At 58.4% G+C, this 18,028-nt stretch carries 14 protein-coding genes; 5 read left to right on the top strand and 9 right to left on the bottom strand.

All coding sequences use genetic code 11. From position 1 onward, the window contains the following. Positions 1 to 25: 25 nt before the first annotated feature. Both CGA21_RS13540 and CGA21_RS13535 read right to left on the bottom strand, forming a co-directional pair. A complete protein-coding gene (locus tag CGA21_RS13540) occupies positions 26 to 1,150 on the bottom strand; it encodes a methyltransferase (RefSeq protein WP_188264343.1) in 1,125 nt (374 codons plus the stop codon). 165 nt (positions 1,151 to 1,315) lie between these two features. Then, positions 1,316 to 2,047 (bottom strand): helix-turn-helix transcriptional regulator, encoded by a 732-nt coding sequence (locus tag CGA21_RS13535; protein ID WP_188264342.1) that lies wholly within the window; start codon positions 2,045 to 2,047, stop codon positions 1,316 to 1,318. Between the two features lie 351 nt (positions 2,048 to 2,398). On the opposite strand from CGA21_RS13535, the gene CGA21_RS13530 reads away from it, so the two are divergent. Next, positions 2,399 to 3,175, top strand: coding sequence for a ferredoxin--NADP reductase (locus CGA21_RS13530; RefSeq protein WP_188264341.1), 777 nt, complete (start codon positions 2,399 to 2,401; stop codon positions 3,173 to 3,175). A gap of 31 nt (positions 3,176 to 3,206) precedes the next feature. Here CGA21_RS13530 and mscL read toward each other — a convergent pair whose 3' ends face one another. Continuing rightward, a complete protein-coding gene (mscL, locus tag CGA21_RS13525; protein ID WP_110751009.1) occupies positions 3,207 to 3,620 on the bottom strand; it encodes a large-conductance mechanosensitive channel protein MscL in 414 nt (137 codons plus the stop codon). Between the two features lie 619 nt (positions 3,621 to 4,239). Here mscL and radA point away from each other — a divergent pair. After that, positions 4,240 to 5,607, top strand: a complete 1,368-nt coding sequence (radA, locus tag CGA21_RS13520; protein ID WP_020798677.1) for a DNA repair protein RadA — start codon at positions 4,240 to 4,242, stop codon at positions 5,605 to 5,607. A gap of 120 nt (positions 5,608 to 5,727) precedes the next feature. Here radA and CGA21_RS13515 read toward each other — a convergent pair whose 3' ends face one another. After that, positions 5,728 to 6,096 carry a PilZ domain-containing protein gene (locus CGA21_RS13515; RefSeq protein ID WP_110751011.1) on the bottom strand — a complete coding sequence of 123 codons (369 nt, stop codon included), beginning with the start codon at positions 6,094 to 6,096 and terminating at the stop codon, positions 5,728 to 5,730. A 160-nt stretch (positions 6,097 to 6,256) separates the two neighbouring features. On the opposite strand from CGA21_RS13515, the gene CGA21_RS13510 reads away from it, so the two are divergent. The 3 genes from CGA21_RS13510 to yjiA all read left to right on the top strand — a co-directional run bounded on the left by CGA21_RS13510 (position 6,257) and on the right by yjiA (position 9,671). After that, entirely contained in the window at positions 6,257 to 8,323 is a 2,067-nt protein-coding gene (locus CGA21_RS13510; RefSeq protein WP_188264340.1) for a carbon starvation CstA family protein, read from the top strand. A gap of 15 nt (positions 8,324 to 8,338) precedes the next feature. Beyond that, on the top strand, positions 8,339 to 8,536 hold the full coding sequence (locus CGA21_RS13505) for a YbdD/YjiX family protein (protein ID WP_008058222.1): 198 nt from the start codon (positions 8,339 to 8,341) through the stop codon (positions 8,534 to 8,536). Positions 8,537 to 8,699: 163 nt separating this feature from the next. After that, positions 8,700 to 9,671 (top strand): GTPase, encoded by a 972-nt coding sequence (yjiA, locus tag CGA21_RS13500; protein ID WP_110751015.1) that lies wholly within the window; start codon positions 8,700 to 8,702, stop codon positions 9,669 to 9,671. Here the strand turns inward: yjiA and CGA21_RS13495 are convergent. The 5 genes from CGA21_RS13495 to CGA21_RS13475 form a co-directional block, all read right to left on the bottom strand. Then, positions 9,668 to 10,357 (bottom strand): GntR family transcriptional regulator, encoded by a 690-nt coding sequence (locus tag CGA21_RS13495; protein WP_188264339.1) that lies wholly within the window; start codon positions 10,355 to 10,357, stop codon positions 9,668 to 9,670. The genes yjiA and CGA21_RS13495 overlap by 4 nt on opposite strands. Positions 10,358 to 10,382: 25 nt before the next feature. Continuing rightward, positions 10,383 to 11,087 (bottom strand): FadR/GntR family transcriptional regulator, encoded by a 705-nt coding sequence (locus tag CGA21_RS13490; protein ID WP_110751019.1) that lies wholly within the window; start codon positions 11,085 to 11,087, stop codon positions 10,383 to 10,385. 66 nt (positions 11,088 to 11,153) lie between these two features. Continuing rightward, entirely contained in the window at positions 11,154 to 12,467 is a 1,314-nt protein-coding gene (locus CGA21_RS13485) for a C4-dicarboxylate transporter DctA (protein WP_110751021.1), read from the bottom strand. Between the two features lie 339 nt (positions 12,468 to 12,806). Then, the gene (gene glyA / locus CGA21_RS13480; protein ID WP_020798669.1) at positions 12,807 to 14,060 is read right to left on the bottom strand and encodes a serine hydroxymethyltransferase; all 1,254 of its coding nucleotides are present in this window, start codon (positions 14,058 to 14,060) and stop codon (positions 12,807 to 12,809) included. A gap of 155 nt (positions 14,061 to 14,215) precedes the next feature. After that, positions 14,216 to 18,004 carry a bifunctional diguanylate cyclase/phosphodiesterase gene (locus CGA21_RS13475; RefSeq protein WP_110751025.1) on the bottom strand — a complete coding sequence of 1,263 codons (3,789 nt, stop codon included), beginning with the start codon at positions 18,002 to 18,004 and terminating at the stop codon, positions 14,216 to 14,218. Positions 18,005 to 18,028 lie beyond the last annotated feature (24 nt).

Below are 18,028 nucleotides of genomic sequence, written 5' to 3'. Positions count from 1 at the left end.
CGAGCTGGAGGGTTTTTCTTGCGCGTTATTTGCGCGCCTTGAGGATCACGAATTTCGGGGTGGCTGCCACTTGCTCGACCCCGCGGAACAACCGCGCCAATTTGCTGTGATAGCCCAAATGACGGTTGCCGACGATGTACAGCGCTCCGCCCACCACCAGCGCCTCCCGGGCCTGCTGGAACATCCGCCAGGCGAGGAAGTCGCCGACGACCTGTTGTTGGTGGAACGGTGGATTGCACAGCACCACATCCAGCGACTGGGGCTCCTGCCCCGCCAGGCCATCGCCAGCCCGCACGATCACTTCCCGCTCACCCAGCGTGGCGCGCCAGTTTTCGGCGGCCGATTGCACTGCCATGAAGGATTCGTCTACCAGCGTGTAGTGCGCTTGCGGGTTTTGCAGGGCACTGGCGATGGCTAGCACGCCGTTACCGCAACCGAGATCGGCGACCCTTGCGCTGCCGAGGTTCTTCGGCAAATGCGGCAAGAAGGCTCGCGTGCCGATGTCCAGGCCTTCACGGCAGAACACGTTGGCATGATTGATCAGTTCGATCGCAGGCTCATCGAGTCGATAGCGGGTCGGGTAGGGGGATACGACGGTGGCTTTGGCTTGAGACGTGGCGATCAGCAGACGGGCTTTCTTTACCGCCAGCGAAGCTTGCACCGGGCCGATGTAGCGTTCGAGCAGATCACCGGCTGCGCGCGGCAGGTGCTTGATCATTGCCCCGGCAATCACCTGGGCGCCCGGAGCCAATTGGCCTTGCAGGCGGATCAGTTGTTCTTCCAGTAATGCCAGGGTCTTCGGCACCCGGAGCAGGACCCTGTCGAATGGCCCGGTGAAAGGTTCGCTGGCCGGTACGTGAGGCACAGCGTCAAACGCCTGGCCATTACGGGCCAGGTTCTTTTCCAGGCCCTGCAAGGCCAGGAACGAATCGCCGCTGCTGGTCACATTGACCTTGCCTGCCAGGCTGACGGCCAATGCACCAAAACTGTCGTTCAGCACGAGCACCCGCGTAGTCGCCGTGGGCAGTTGTTCAGCCAGGTGATTGAGCAGGTACTCATCTGCAGCATCAAAGGCTTGCAGTGGTTCGTTTTGCTGTTCGGGCTGGCGGATCAGGTCGAGCTGGGCGAACGGGGTTTCGAGCAAGGGCATCGGGCAGGAGACTCTGATAGATGGACAAAGATGTTCCGCGGCCCTGAGGCGTTGTTGCGGGTGGGATCCTGCGAGTGAACTGCGACATGACTTTCTACACGTCATCACTCAAGGGGGATGCAAATGTTACGTTTTTTTCTTTTGGATTACTCGCAGGTTTTGTGATCAGCGCATCGCACCGCTGCCGAGATAACCGGCCTTGACCGCGGCAATGACGGCTGAAATCTTGTTATTGACACCCAGTTTGTCAATCGCACTGCGCACATGGAAATTGATGGTACGCGCACTGAGATTGAGGATCCTGGCGCTCTCTTCGGCCGTCTTTCCATCGGCGGCAAGTTTCAGTACGTCAATTTCCCGCAGCGACAAATGTGCGGCAGCCGGTTTTGGGCCCCGCTTGGGAAGCGTTTGTGCAACCAATGCGTGCAGATGCCGGGCGATGAAGACGGAAAAGCCCAGCATCTCGTACAGCTCAAATGCACTGATTGGACAATGACTCCTGGCCAGGCTCAGGATGCTGCACAAACCGCTTTCATCGTCATGCACCGATTGCGACCAGCCGTGCTGGATTCCATGCAACCCGAGTGCTTCCCACATCGAAGGGATCTTGGAAAAAAGCTCTTCACTCCAAAGGATGGGCAGCATACTTTGATTGCAATGAGCCACTACTGGGTCAACGTCTCGGAGTTGTTTCTGTTCATATTCGTTATTCCAGCTTGCGGGGTAATTATTGAGTTTCAGTGTATTTAGTTGATCCGGTTTGGTTGTATAAGTAGCTGAAAATTCGAAAAATTTATATCCAATGTTTTTCGCGAAGCTGAGTGCCCCTTGGTAAGCGATGTCGACCTCTGTTGCGCTGGCTATCTGTCTGAGCTGTGATTCCTTCCACCGTTCCATTGTTCAACTCCAAAGCATATTGGTTCGAATGCTGGATCCAAGATTCAAGGTCCAAGGAGCGCAGTGTAGGATGTTTCTTACGGAGTTGTGAGAACTTTTTGGTTTTTGGATTGGGTTATAACATCGGATATAGTTCTAAAATGGTATTGGAGTGGCAAGTGGTTATTAAATGTCGATGTTAATATAGTGGCGTTTTGGCTGGTGATCATTAACTGGTTAGTTAGGGGGTGGATAAAGTGGCTGGCATATAGTCGCATTCGATAACGCGTACGCTAAAGACACCACAAATCGCCGGTGTTTCTGGCGGCCACTTTGCGAGACACTGCGACTATGTGTTGAAGGGAGCACCCCATGACCGCCAGTGAAGAGAAATTTACCCGCCAGACCTTGCTCGACGTCCAGCCATTGACGCCGAACCTGTTCACTCTGCGCGCCACACGGGATGCAGGTTTTCGCTTTCGCGCAGGGCAATTCGCCCGGCTGGGTGTGATCAAGGCTGATGGCAGTACGGTGTGGCGCGCCTATTCGATGGTGTCTTCACCCTATGACGAGTTTCTCGAGTTCTTTTCCATTGTCGTACCCGGCGGCGAATTCACCAGTGAGCTCAGCCGGCTGGGCATTGGCGATACGCTGTTGGTCGATCGGCAGGCGTTCGGGTACCTGACACTCGACCGTTTCGTCGATGGGCGTGATTTGTGGTTGTTATCCACCGGTACAGGTCTGGCGCCGTTTCTATCGATCCTGCAGGACTTCGAGGTCTGGGAAAAATTCGAGCGAATCATCCTGGTGTATAGCGTCCGGGAAACCAGGGAGCTGGCTTATCAAGCGCTGATCGCAGGCTTGGCGCAGCGTGATTATTTGAAGGAATTTGCCAACAAACTGCAGTTGATCAACACGGTGACCCGCGAGCGGCATCCGGGTGCCCTCAACGGACGGATCACCACCTTGATTGAAAACGGTGAACTGGAGCGGGTGGCTGGCGTGGCGCTGACGCCAGAACATTCGCGGGTGATGTTGTGCGGAAACCCGCAAATGATCGAAGACACGCGCAAATTGCTCAAGCAGCGCGACATGCACTTGAGCCTCAGCCGGCGGCCCGGTCAGGTGGCAGTGGAAAATTTCTGGTAAAAAAAACGGCGCCTTTCAAGCGCCGTTTGATTCAGGGTCGATTGTTCTGGGCCCGGAGCAAATCGCGAATCTCACCGAGTAACTCTTCTTCCTTGGTCGGAACCGGCGGCAGGGTGGGTGCGACGGCTTCTTCGCGCTTGAGGCGATTGATGGCCTTGACGCCCATGAAGATCGCAAACGCGACGATGACGAAGTCGATCAGGGTCTGGATGAATTTACCGTACGCCAGGACCACCGCCGGAGCATCGCCTTGGGCAGCCTTGAGTGTAATGGCCAGGTCACTGAAGTCCACGCCGCCGATCAGCAAGCCAATGGGGGGCATGATCACATCGCCGACAAACGAAGTCACGATCTTGCCGAAAGCAGCGCCGATGATGATACCGACGGCCATGTCGATCACATTGCCTTTGACCGCGAAGGCCTTGAACTCGTTTAACACGCCCATAGGTCATTTCCTTGTTACAGATGAGGTTGGTGAACGCAGTGTAAATCAGCAAATCGCATCCTGCTCGAAACGACTGCGTGCGAGGTTCGCCTGCAAAGGACCGGAGCATTGGCAAAAAGTTTACACAATGCCGCCTCTCCAGACGTCATCATTGCTTATCGGCCGCCTCTCGGATTTGGCGATCTGGCGAGTGAAGGGCGAGAAGGTCGCAATAATTTACACTGTGTGATTTGGCTTTGTTTATTGCAGCACCTGTCATCTGGTTGTCATTTTTAGACGGTGTTTCCATTGGATAGAAACACTCGGTTCCCAAAGCAGATGATAATATTTGTGTGACGATTCTCAACATGCTGTTGTTGTACGTTTAAGTAATTATTGGTTAGTGTTTGTACAAGTTTTTTTGTGTGCTTATTAACGGAGCGGCAGATGTTTCCGGTATTTGTGTATAAGTAAGCTGTGTTTGGACCTTATGTTGTGTGTGTAGTTTGTGTTTAAAATCTTGTTGAGCAAGATTTACAGCGTTGAATTGAAACTACTCATTCAAGACAGGCCGGCATCAATCGCAACGCACCGCGGCGGCTGACCTGAGCTATTATCGCGGTTTTTGCCGGGAGTTCAGATGGCCAAGGCCAAGCGCATGTACGGCTGCACTGAGTGCGGTTCAACCTTTCCCAAGTGGGCCGGTCAATGTGGTGAGTGCGGCGCCTGGAACACACTCACCGAAACCATGGTGGAGAGCGGCGGGGCAGCGGCACCCAGCGGTCGCACTGGCTGGACCGGTCAGCAGGCGCAAATCAAGACCCTGGCTGAAGTCAGTGTCGAGGAGGTCCCGCGCTTTTCCACGGCTTCCAGTGAGCTTGACCGGGTACTCGGTGGTGGCCTGGTGGATGGCTCGGTGGTGCTGATCGGCGGTGATCCGGGAATTGGCAAATCCACCATTCTCTTGCAAACCTTGTGCAATCTCGCCAAGAGCATGCCGGCACTGTATGTCACGGGTGAAGAGTCGCAGCAACAGGTGGCCATGCGCGCCCGACGCCTGGGGCTGCCACAGGATCAGCTGCGGGTCATGACCGAAACCTGCATAGAAACCATCATTGCTACCGCTCGGGTGGAAAAGCCCCGGGTCATGGTGATCGACTCGATCCAGACGATTTTCACCGAGCAACTGCAATCCGCACCGGGCGGTGTGTCCCAGGTTCGTGAGAGTGCGGCGCTGTTGGTGCGTTACGCCAAGCAGAGTGGCACCGCGATTTTCCTGGTGGGGCATGTGACCAAGGAGGGCGCGCTGGCGGGGCCCCGCGTACTGGAACACATGGTCGACACCGTGTTGTATTTTGAAGGCGAATCAGACGGGCGCCTGCGCCTGTTGCGGGCGGTTAAGAACCGTTTCGGTGCGGTTAACGAACTGGGCGTGTTCGGCATGACCGACAAGGGCCTGAAAGAAGTCTCCAATCCTTCGGCTATTTTTCTGACCCGTGCGCAGGAAGAAGTCCCGGGCAGTGTGGTCATGGCGACATGGGAAGGCACGCGGCCGATGTTGGTGGAAGTCCAAGCGCTGGTAGATGACAGTCACCTGGCCAATCCACGCAGGGTAACCCTGGGTCTGGATCAGAACCGGCTGGCAATGTTATTGGCAGTTCTGCATCGGCATGGCGGCATACCCACCCACGATCAGGATGTGTTCCTCAACGTGGTCGGAGGGGTGAAAGTACTGGAAACGGCATCTGACCTGGCTTTGATGGCAGCCGTCATGTCCAGTTTGCGCAACCGGCCGCTGCCCCATGATCTGCTGGTATTTGGTGAGGTTGGCCTTTCCGGCGAAGTGCGGCCGGTGCCAAGTGGTCAGGAGCGCTTGAAGGAAGCGGCAAAGCATGGCTTCAAACGTGCCATCGTGCCCAAGGGCAATGCGCCGAAAGAGCCGCCTGCGGGTTTGCAGATCATCGCGGTCACCCGTCTGGAGCAGGCCCTCGACGCCCTGTTCGAATAACACCAATCCTCTGTAGGAACGAGCCTGCTCGCAAAAAACGTTTGGATCACGCGCTCATTCAGATAGCCCGCGTCATCGTTGACGTCCATCGCGAGCATGCTCTCTCCTACAGGGGCGGAATCAGATTTCGATGAGCGCGCCCAGTTCGCGTTCAAGCTCCTGCGGATCGCCCAGATTGAATTCAATCAATCGCCGCAGGCGTTCAATGGACTCCAGGCTGATGTGCCTGCACACGAAACCCAATTGACCATTGTCTTCATGGGTCAATTGCACATCCATGGCGATGTGGTTGTCTTCGCTCAAATGGATGTCGACAGAAAAATCCTGCTGCCCGTTGCCAAGCCACGGCTCCGGTCGCTCGATCAGCAAGCCCTTGAGCGACAGATCGATCAGCTTCACCGGCCAGATGAACGCGCCTTGGCTCAGCTCGGTTCTGGCATCGAACGCAATACGTTTGAAGCGGCGACGTTCGGTAGGGTGCTCGCTCATGGCGCGATCCTCGGAAATGTACGCTGACTATAGACCGGCCTTGCAAAAGGCTGCCAGCGCCAGCAGGTGTCTAGACCAATGTCGGGGTATGGCCTTTGCTGTCAGGCGAGCTAAACTCGAGGTGGCTGTCTTTCTTGTCCACTCTGGCTGGAATAATAAAATGAAAAATAATAATAGCCCGCTACGCCACTTACCCTGGCTGCTGCTGGCAATCGTTGGGGCGTGCGCCCTGGGCGTGGTGGCACTGCGCCGAGGTGAGGCGATCAACGCTTTGTGGATTGTGGTTGCGTCCGTGGCCATCTATCTGGTGGCGTATCGTTACTACAGTCTGTTTATCGCTAACAATGTCATGCAGCTCGATGCGCGACGGGCTACCCCGGCCGTGCTCAACAATGACGGTCTGGATTATGTCCCGACCAACAAGCATATTCTCTTCGGTCACCACTTTGCGGCCATCGCTGGCGCGGGGCCGCTGGTCGGTCCGGTACTGGCGGCGCAGATGGGCTACCTGCCCGGCACGCTGTGGCTGATTGCCGGCGTGGTGCTGGCCGGTGCCGTGCAGGACTTCATGGTCCTGTTCATGTCCACCCGCCGCAACGGCCGCTCCCTGGGCGACATGGTCCGCGAAGAAATGGGCCGCATCCCCGGCACCATTGCGCTGTTCGGCTGCTTCCTGATCATGATCATCATCCTCGCGGTGCTGGCGCTGATCGTGGTCAAGGCCCTGGCCGAGAGCCCGTGGGGGATCTTCACGGTCATGGCGACCATCCCGATCGCGATGTTCATGGGCATCTACATGCGCTACATCCGTCCGGGTCGCATCGGCGAAATATCGGTGATCGGCGTGCTGTTGCTGCTGGGTTCGATCTGGCTGGGCGGGCAGATCGCCGCAGACCCGGTGTGGGCCAAGGCCTTTACCTTCACTGGTGTGCAGATTACCTGGATGCTGATTGGTTACGGTTTCGTGGCAGCCTCTTTGCCGGTATGGCTGATCCTGGCACCGCGTGACTACCTGTCGACCTTCCTCAAGATCGGTACCATCGTCGCTTTGGCGATCGGCATCCTGATCACCATGCCTGAGCTGAAAATGCCGGCGCTGACCCAGTTCATCGATGGCACGGGGCCGGTGTGGAAGGGCGGACTGTTCCCGTTCCTGTTCATCACCATTGCCTGTGGCGCCGTGTCGGGTTTCCACGCGCTGATCTCTTCCGGTACCACGCCAAAGCTGCTCGATAACGAGGTTAACGCCCGTTACATCGGTTACGGCGGCATGCTGATGGAATCCTTCGTGGCGATCATGGCCATGGTCGCGGCCTCGGTGATCGAGCCGGGCGTGTACTTCGCCATGAACAGCCCGGCGGCCGTGGTCGGCGGTGATGTGGTGGCCGTCGCGACCGCAGTCAGCAACTGGGGTTTTGCGATTACTCCCGAAGCCCTGCAAGCGGTGGCCAAGGACATCGGTGAAACCACCATCCTGGCCCGTGCCGGCGGTGCGCCGACCCTGGCCGTGGGTATCGCGCAGATCCTGCACAGTGTGCTGCCGGGTGAAAACACCATGGCGTTCTGGTATCACTTTGCGATCCTGTTCGAAGCGCTGTTCATCCTGACCGCGGTGGACGCCGGTACTCGCGCCGGGCGTTTCATGCTGCAGGACTTGCTCGGTTCCTTCGTGCCGGCGCTCAAACGTACCGAGTCCTGGGCAGCCAACTTCCTCGCCACCGCCGGTTGCGTGGCCATGTGGGGCTGGTTGCTGTACCAGGGCGTGATCGATCCGCTGGGTGGCATCAATACCCTGTGGCCGTTGTTCGGCATCTCCAACCAGATGCTGGCCGGTATCGCGCTGATGCTCGGCACCGTGGTGCTGATCAAGATGAAACGCCAGCGTTACGTCTGGGTCACCATGCTGCCTGCCGTGTGGTTGCTGATCTGCACCACCACCGCTGGCTTTATCAAGCTGTTCGACGCCAACCCGGCCATCGGCTTCCTGTCGCTGGCGAAAAAATACAGCGATGCGCTGGCCAATGGCCAGATCCTCTCCCCGGCCAAGGACATCACTCAGATGCAGCACGTGATCTTCAACGCCTACACCAACGCCACGCTGACCGCGCTGTTCCTGTTCGTGGTGTTCAGCATCCTGTTCTATGCGCTCAAAGTCGGTATTGCCGCCTGGGGTAAAAAAGAGCGTACGGATAAAGAATCGCCGTTCCAGGCGCTGCCGGATGCGTAACCAGAGGATTGCAGCATGTTCAATGACCTGAGTCGCCTCGGTAAATACCTCGGTCAGGCCGCGCGCCTGATGGTCGGCATGCCCGACTACGACAATTACGTCGAGCACATGCAAAGCAAGCATCCGGACAAACCGGTGATGAGCTACGAGGCGTTCTTTCGCGAGCGCCAGGAGGCTCGCTACGGTGGCAAGGGTGGGCCGAAGTGCTGTTGATTAAACAGCCAGGTTGACGCAATACCCTGTGGGAGCGGGCTTGCTCGCGAAAGCGGTGTGTCATTCAACATTCATGTCGACTGACACGACCTCTTCGCGAGCAGGCCCGCTCCCACATTTGTTTTGTGTTTTTCTTTCATTTCATTACGACAGGAGATTTAGCGTGTCCTCTCCAATTCCGGTAACCATCCTCAGCGGTTTTCTCGGCGCAGGTAAAACCACGCTGTTGCGCTATCTGCTCAAGGCCGAGCACGGCCTGAAAATCGCCGTGATCGAAAACGAGTTCAGCGATGCCGGTATCGACACCCAGCTGTTGGGTGACGAGCCGGTACAGGTCATGACATTGGCCAACGGCTGCGTCTGTTGCACCATTCACACCGACCTGACCAAGGCCTTGTACCTGCTGCTCGAACGCCTCGACAGCGGCGAGATCGCCTTTGATCGCCTGGTGATCGAATGCACCGGCCTCGCCGACCCGGCTCCGGTGGCACAAACTTTCTTCATCGACGAGGAGCTGCGCGAGCGCTACATCCTCGACGGCATCATAACCTTGGTGGACGCGGCGCACGCCGAACAGCACCTGACCCAGACCATCGCCCAGGCGCAGATCGGTTTCGCCGATCGTTTGCTGGTGAGCAAGCGTGATCTGGTGGACGAACCTGCATTCACGGCGTTGAGCGAGCGCCTGACCCGTATCAATCGTCGTGCGCCGATTCGTGTGGTCGACCACGGCAAGATCGACCTGGCCGAGCTGCTCGATGTGCGTGGCTTCAACCTCAACGCCGATCTGGGCGGCGGCGTGAGTTTGCGTCCAGTGAGCCAGGCACCGTCCATCGACCGTATTTCCAGCCTGGTGCTGCGCACCGAAAAACCGCTGGATATCGACAAACTCAGCGAGTTCATGAACGAGCTGCTGGAGGAGCACGGCAAGCAACTGCTGCGCTACAAAGGCGTCTTGAACATCCTCGGCGAGCCGCGCCGCATGGTGTTTCAGGGTGTGCTGAAACTTTACGGCTTCGACTGGGACACGGAGTGGGCGGCCGATGAAACCCGTGAAAGCGTGATCGTGTTCATTGCCGACGATTTGCCGCAGGAAAAGATTCGCCAAGGGTTCGCGCGAGTGGCGGCGGGCTAACCGGCAATACGCTTCTGGTTGGAGTGCGGTTGAGCGTTCAGCAAAACCGCCTCCAGATGATCCAGGTGACGGTTCAGTAGCATCACCGCCATCGCGGCATCTCGACGCGTGAGCGCATCCACTATTTTCTCGTGCAGTTGCCAAACGCAATAGTCCTCTAAAGCTGCGTTAAACTGCGCAATCGCCAATGAGGTCAAAGGCACCAGGCTGCCGAGAAAATGCGCTAGTGGAGTGTTGCCCGCCATGTCTGCCAACTGCAGGTGAAACTCCCCCGACAGGCGAATCGCCCGGCCATGCTCGGCGCATTGGCGCTCGGTATCGACCAGCGCTCGTAAGCGCTCCAAGGCAAGCGGGCAGGGTCGCTGGCAGGCCAGCCTCACCAGCATGAGCTCGGTCAGTCGCCGGGCATGCAATGCCTGCCGGGCTTGCTCGGCATTCAGCTGCGCGACACGAGGTCGATGGTTGGCCCGAAGGACAATGACCTGCTGGTAGGACAGTTGCGTCAGCACGCCACGGATGGCGCTGCGTCGAACACCAAACATCTGCGCCAGGCTTTCTTCGGTAAAGCGACTGGTCGTGTCGAGGCGCTGTTCGAGAATGGCATCGAGCACCCGTGAGTACAGATCCTCTACCGCCGGGGCAAAGGGCAGGGCAACAAGAGTCTGTGGCGAGGCGAAGCTGTTCATGGCCTGTCTCCAATTTGAAGCGGATTCAACTGCCGAGGTTGTCGTCCGGAATATTCAGTTCGATGCCCATGCGCTGACCTTCGCGCAAAATGTGCCGGCGCATCTCGGCGCTGGCCTGGGCGCTGTTCTTGCTGCGGATCGCGCGCACCACTGCTTCGTTTTCTTCAAGGCGTTCAGCCAGGTGTTCCGGGGAGTTGCGCAACACGTCGGCGCTCTGCTTGAGGGCATTGCTGGTCTGCTGGACCACGCTCTGGAAAATCGGGTTCGACGTCAGCGTGAACAGCTCTTCATGGAACGCGATGTAGGCATTCACGCCGGCTTCGCTGTCGTTGGCTTCCAGGGCTTCACGCATGTCCATCAGGGTCAGGCGCAGTTGCCCGACTTCCTTGCTGCTGATGGACTGCGCCACCAGGCCGACGATGAACGGCTCAAGGGTGTAGCGCAGTTGCAGGACATCTTCCAGGCTCGCCCCGGCCACGGCGCTGTCATGGCTTTGGCTGTCGTTGATATTCGCATCCAGCACCACCACGCCTTTGCCCGGCATGGAGCGCACCAGGCCGAGGGTTTCCAGGACGATGACGGCTTCACGCAGGCTCGGGCGGCTGATGCCCAACTGTTCGGCCAGCTCACGCTGCCCCGGGAGCATTTCGCCGGAGCGCCACTGACCGCGGGCCAGTGCGGCCCGAAGCTTTTCTACGACTGAATTTACAACGGTCGATGAGGTAATCACTGTTCGCTCCATGAGCATCTATAGCGTTGTTGGCCGTGCCTGCCCGAAAGCAGGCACGGCGCTTGTTCAAAATTCCTGCTGATGGGCCGGGGCCACCGGTTTTCTCGGCTGGAAGGTATAACCCACCTGGCCGGAAAGCACCTTGTTCGCCCGCTGCACATCGATGTCCTTTTCCCAACGGGCAATGGCCACGGTCGCCACGCAATTGCCGATCAGGTTGGTCAGCGCCCGTCCGATGCCCATGAACCAGTCCACTGCCAGCACCAATACCAGGCCCACCACCGGAATCGCCGGAATCGCCGTCAGGGTGGCTGCCAAAATTACCAGCGCCGAACCGGGAATGCCGTGGGCGCCCTTGGAGGTGATCAGCGACACCAGCAGAATCGTCAGCAGGTCGGTCATCGCCAGCGGCGTGCCGGTGGCGTTGGCGATGAACACAATGGCCAGGGTCAGGTAGATCGAAAAACCGTCGAGGTTGAATGAATACCCGGTTGGAATCACCAGCCCGACCGTCGAGCTGCCGATGCCCAAATGCTCCAGCTTGCGCATGATTTGTGGTAACACGGCATCGGACGAAGCGGTCCCCATGACGATCAACAGTTCTTCGCGCAGGTACTTGAGCAGCGGCCACATCCGCAGGCCGGACAGGCGCATCACCAGGCCTAGAATCAACGCGACGAAAGCCACGCAGGTCAGGTAGAACAAACCGACCAGGCTACCCAGGTGCTGCAGTGAATCCAGGCCATATTTGCTGGTGGTGAAGGCGATCGCGCCGAACACACCGATCGGCGCCAGGCGCACGATCATGCCCATGATGCGAAAGATCACGTGGCTGAGCTCATTGATCAGTCGCGAGATACCGGAAGCGGCTTCGCCCACCAGATTCAACGCACTGCCAAACAACACCGAAAACAGCAGCACTTGCAGGATATTGTTGTCTGCGAAGGCGCCTATCACCGAAGTCGGGATCAGGTCCATCAGGAACTGCGTGGTGGTGTGCATGTGCTGGCCACGTTGGGCGATATCGCCCATGTCCGCGGCAGAAAGCTGATCCAGATGAATGTTCGCGCCGCTGCCGATTCCAGTACTGAAGGCGAATACCAAGCCGATCACCAACGCAATGGTGGTGAGGATTTCAAAGTAGATCACTGATTTCAGGCCGATGCGGCCGACCTTCTTAAGGTCGCCGGCGCCGCTGATACCGCTAACCACTACGCAGAACACAATCAGGCCGATGAGCATTTTGATCAGCTTGATAAAACCGTCACCAAGGGGTTTGAGCTGAGCGGAATATTCGGGAAGGGTCAGCCCGCAGACGATGCCGAGCACCAGTCCGAGAACCACTTGGAGGAAGATTGAACGCGAGCACCATCTGAGCATGGGAGGAATCCTGGTCGGTGTCCTGGCTGCCGTGCGCGTCGCGCATCAGATTCAGGACTTAATTATTGTGGTCTTACCGGTATGTCCAGTGCAGGCGCAGTCTACGCTGGGTTTTTTCAAGATTACAAGGGGAAATCGTAAAATTGGCATGACCGGTCTGACCGGTTGCGCTGGCTCATTGAAAATCAAAAGATCGCAGCCTTCGGCAGCTCCTACATTGGAATTCGCGTTTCCCCGTAGGCGCTGCCCAAGGCTGCGATCTTTTGATCTTTACGACAGGCAAAAAAAACCGGCCATCACTGGCCGGTTTTTTCATTGCTGCGGTCTAGCGGGGGCTTATTAAGCGCCGTATACCGGCAGCTTCTTGCAGATAGCCTTGACCTTCTCACGAACGGCATCGATCACCGCTTCGTTGTTCAGGTCTGCCAGGATGTCGCAGATCCAGCCGGCCAGTTCCTTGCACTCTGCTTCCTTGAAGCCGCGAGTGGTCACAGCTGGAGTGCCGAAGCGCAGGCCGGAGGTGACGAACGGGGAGCGAGGGTCGTTTGGCACGGAGTTCTTGTTCACGGTGATGAACGCTTTGCCCAGGGCGGCGTCGGCATCTTTACCGGAGATTTCCTGCTTGATCAGCGACAGCAGGAACAGGTGGTTTTCAGTACCGCCGGAAACCACGTCGAAACCGCGCTCGATGAACACGCTGGCCATGGCCTGGGCGTTTTTCACCACTTGTTGCTGGTAAGCCTTGAACTCAGGCTGCAGCGCTTCCTTGAAGCAGATCGCTTTAGCGGCGATTACGTGCTCCAGTGGGCCACCCTGGGCGCCCGGGAATACCGCGGAGTTCAGCTTCTTCTCGATGTCGGCGTTGGCGCGAGCCAGGATCAGGCCACCACGTGGACCGCGCAGGGTCTTGTGGGTGGTGGTGGTCACCACGTCAGCGAATGGCACCGGGTTCGGGTAGACGCCAGCGGCGACCAGGCCAGCCACGTGGGCCATGTCGACGAACAGGTAGGCACCCACCTTGTCGGCGATTTCACGGAAGCGTGGGAAGTCGAGGATCTGCGAGTATGCAGAGAAACCGGCCACGATCATTTTTGGCTTGTGCTCAACGGCCAGGCGCTCGACTTCGTCGTAGTCGATCAGGCCGTTAGCGTCGATGCCGTACTGGATGGCGTTGTACAGCTTGCCGGAGGACGAAACGCTGGCACCGTGGGTCAGGTGACCACCGTGGGCCAGGCTCATGCCCAGGATGGTGTCGCCAGCCGACAGCAGGGCCAGGTAAACGGCGCTGTTGGCTTGCGAACCGGCGTGCGGCTGAACGTTGGCGTAATCGGCGCCGAACAGTTCTTTGGCTCGATCAATTGCAAGCTGCTCGACGATGTCAACATACTCGCAACCACCGTAGTAGCGCTTGCCCGGGTAGCCTTCGGCATACTTGTTGGTCAGTACCGAGCCTTGAGCTTCCATCACCGCAGGGCTGGTGTAGTTTTCCGAAGCGATCAGCTCAATGTGCTCTTCCTGGCGCTGAGCTTCTTGCTCCATGGCGGCAAAGAGATCGGCGTCGTACTTGGCAATAGTCAAATCACGGCTGAACATGGCGGTCCTCAAGGATCGGGGGCGGAAAAGGGGGGCATTCTAACCCAATGGGTTTTGGAAGGCATATGAAACGACATCATGTCGCAGACAAGTGGGCTTCATGACGGGATCAGCGGTGAATGGGCCGGCCTCTTCGCGAGCGTCACCACACAATGTCAGTCGAACATGAAGAGGGCATCATTGCTGAATTGCCCTTCAAAGGTGTGGGCCGGCATCGGCCGGCCGAACAGGTATCCCTGGACCTCATCGCAACCGTGTTCGCGCAGGAAATCCAGTTGCTCCTGGGTTTCCACGCCCTCGGCGATCACCGCCAGGTTAAGGCTGTGGGCCATGGCGATGATCGCCCGGGCGATCTGCGCATCCTGCTCACCCGATGGCAGGCCATCGACAAAGGTGCGGTCGATCTTCAGTACATCGATCGGGAACTGCTTGAGGTAGTTGAGCGATGAGTAGCCCGTGCCGAAGTCGTCGACCGCGATGCTCAGGCCAAGGTTTTTCAACCCGGCGAGAATCTGCATGGCTTCGCTGACTTCGCGCATCAGGATACTTTCGGTCAGTTCCAGTTCCAGGCACGCCGGAGGCAGGCCGGTTTCCTTCAGGATGTTGGCGATCCGCGTGCCAAGCTGGCCATCGGAAAACTGCCGTGCCGAGATGTTCACCGACACCTTCGGCACGCGCACCTTGGCCTGATGCCAGGTCTTGAGCTGGCGGCAAGCCTCGCTGATCACCCAATCCCCGACGTCCACCACCAGTCCGAGTTCTTCAAGCACCGGGATGAAATCTCCCGGCGGCACCAGGCCACGGCGCGGATGACGCCAGCGCAGCAAGGCTTCGGTGCCGGTCAGGCGTTTGCCATCGCCGCTGAACTGCGGTTGGTAGTACAGCACGAATTCGTTCTGTTCCAGGGCATGTCGCAAGTCGCTTTCCAGTTCCAGGCGCTCCAGGGCGCTGGCGTTCATGTCCGCCTGATAGAACTGGAAGTTGTTCTTGCCACGCTCCTTGGCGTGGTACATCGCGGTGTCGGCGTTCTTCATCAACTGGCTGAGTTCATTGCCGTCCTGCGGGCTCAGGGCGATGCCGATACTGGCCGTGACGAAGAACTCACGGCCTTCGAGTACGAAGGGTTTGACCAGGCTGGCGAGGATCTGCTCCGCCACGTGAATCGCCCGCGTCAAGGCGATTTCCCGGTTGGCCCGCGGTTGCAGGAGCAAGGTGAACTCATCGCCGCCCATGCGCGCGACCGTGTCGTCGTCGTCGACGCAACCGAGCAGGCGCGTGGCCATTTCCTTGAGCATGCGATCACCGGCGGCATGGCCCAGGGAGTCGTTGATCGGCTTGAAGCGGTCCAGGTCAAGGAACATCAACACCACCCAGGACTTCTGCCGTTCAGCCGCCTGCAACGCCGTGTGCAGGCGATCCTGGAACAGCGTGCGGTTGGGCAGGTGGGTCAGGGCGTCGTAATAGGCCAGGCGGTGAATCCGTTGCTCACTGGCTTTGCGTTCGCTGATGTCGCTGAAGAAACACACGTAGCTGGCCAGGTCGCCTTCGTCGTCCAGAACCGCGGTAATGCCGACCCAGGCCGGATAATGCTCGCCATTGCGCCGACGCAGCCACACTTCGCCTTCCCAGGTGCTGTGCTGGTTCAGTTGCTTGAGCACGTAGCGCAAATGGGCTTCCTGCTGCTCATCGACGGTGAGCATGTTCGGCAACTGGTCGAGTACCTGTTCCACGGCATAACCGCTGACACGACTGAAGGCTTCATTGGCCTGGACGATATAGCCGGCCGGGTCGGTGATGAGGATCGCCGAGGTCGAGTGTTCGAATACCGTGGCGGCCATTCGCAGGTCTTTCTCGGCCCGGCGTTGCTGGCTGATATCGCGACCGACGCCAAGCACGCCTTCGAATGCACCGTGTTCGTCCCAGACCAGGACCAGTCGTAGCTCGATAGGAATCTTGCGCCCATCGCCGCGCAGGCAGTCGAACAGGAATAGCTGGGTTTGCACCTGGCTGCGCAGCAGGGCCAGCTGTTCAGGTTTATCCAGCGCTTTGCTGACACGATCCATCAGGCTGTAGATGCCACTCAACTGTTGCGGATTGGCAATGGTCGATTGCCAGCCGTTCTGGAAAATCCACTCTACGTCGTAGCCCAGCACCCCCTGCACGGAAGGGCTTACATAGTTGAGCGCCATGCGGCTGTCGGTGGAAAAAATCACGTCGCTGATGCTTTCGGCGAGCATGCGGTAGCGCTGCTCGCTGTCGCGCAGCGACTCGCTGGCCTCGATCTGTTCGGTAACGTCCTTGGCCACGCCGATGATGCGGGTGACTTGGTCGTGCTTGTCCCGTGCCAGTGCCTGCTCGCGAATGTCGAAACGCCGCCATTGCCCGTCACGGTGGCGAAAGCGCAACTGGCATTGCATCAATTGGCTGTAGCCGCCTTGCCGCTGGGTCTGGCGCGACCGGTGGTAGTAATCGGCATCGTCAGGATGCAGGAGGATTTCCCAGAAGTACTCGCCCATCTGCTGCAGTTCGGTGCGGTTGTAGCCCAGCGTTTGGCCCAGGTGATGGTTGCTGAAGATCATTCGCTGGCTGATCACGTCTTGCACGTAAAGGTGATCGGGCACGGTCCGCACGACGTCAGACCAGAAACGTTCGCGCTCCTGCTGCGACAGCTCGATGAGCTTGCGGCTGGTGATATCGGTGATGCTCAGGATCACCGCCTTGAAGTCGTCAGGGTTCTGCGGCAGGCGCAACACCAGCCACAGATGCTGGTCACGACCCGAGGCGTCCTGGAGTTTGATTTCCAGTTCGAGCTGTTGCTGTTTCCTGTGCACCGCTTCGAGCACCTGATTGCCGATGGCGCTGCCCTCTACAGGATTGCCATCGATCAACAGTCTCCAGACGTGTTCACAGGTATCGACGTTAAGCAGTTGCAGGGCGACCTGATTGACTTCGGTAATGCGCAGCTCCTGCAGCAGCTGCCGGCGCTGTTGCGCAACCGCCAGCCATGCTTGCAGTTGCTCGTCGCTCAGCAGTTGGGCCTTGTCAAACACGCTGCGCAGGCCAGACATGTCGAGTACGCACAATGCCACGCCCGAGCCTTCGAAAATTTCCTGGTAGCGTCGGCGACCTTCGTGCAGCTGGCGCTGCCGACGGCGCATGTTCAGCAGGACGATGAACGGCAGCATGGAAAAAGCCAGGCATAGCAGGCATTTGCCAATGAAAGCCGGTAGCAGTTCTTCGAGCACTCGCTGGCGATCGAACAGTCCACGTAGTTGCCAGTCGCTGCTGCTCAGCGCGACGGTCAGTACGCTGTTGGCCACATCGTCCTGGGTCAAGGTGCCTGGGTTGACCTGCGGCAATGCCTCGTCGCGGCTGAGGATCTGGTGATTGAAGCGATTTTCCACCAGCCACAGCGGGGCAGTACCCGTTTCGTTCAGATGGGTCAGTGAAGTGAAAAACGTCGGCCTGAAGCGCAAGGTCCAATAGCCGCGATTGCTGCCGCTGGCTTGATGTAACAGCAGATACACTCGCGAGCCGTCGATGGCGTTGCTGTAGTAGTGGGGTTGGGCGCGACTGCGTCGGACCAGCTCTCCCAGGTAGTCGGCATCGTCGCTGGTGCCGGCCGTGTCACTGAGGATTCTTCCCGAAGGGCTGAGCAGTGCCAGGCTGGAAAGCTCGGGCAAGGACTTTTGCAGTTTGCGCAGCAGGTCCTGCAGCTCGTCAGTACTTTGTGGCTGCTCGACAATCGGTAGCAGGTTGAGGGCGATCTGGGCGTTGAGCGCCATATTCAGGCTCACTTGTGCGGCCTGGTCTGCGGTGTGGTCGATGGTCGCCTGGCGTTGGATCTTCTGGGTTTCCCGAAGCTGATCGAGCAGTTGCCAGCACAACAAGGCGAGCAGCAGCAACACGAGCATCGCCAAAGCGCCCTTGAGTGTGCCGCGCATGGGCGAGCCGGGTGCAACAGTCGG

Origin of the sequence: Pseudomonas sp. PSB11, from assembly GCF_014596605.1 — a bacterium.
Classification (GTDB): domain Bacteria; phylum Pseudomonadota; class Gammaproteobacteria; order Pseudomonadales; family Pseudomonadaceae; genus Aquipseudomonas; species Aquipseudomonas umsongensis.
Note: the sequence above shows the minus strand (reverse complement) of the source record. Positions and strands in the feature narration are given on the sequence as shown.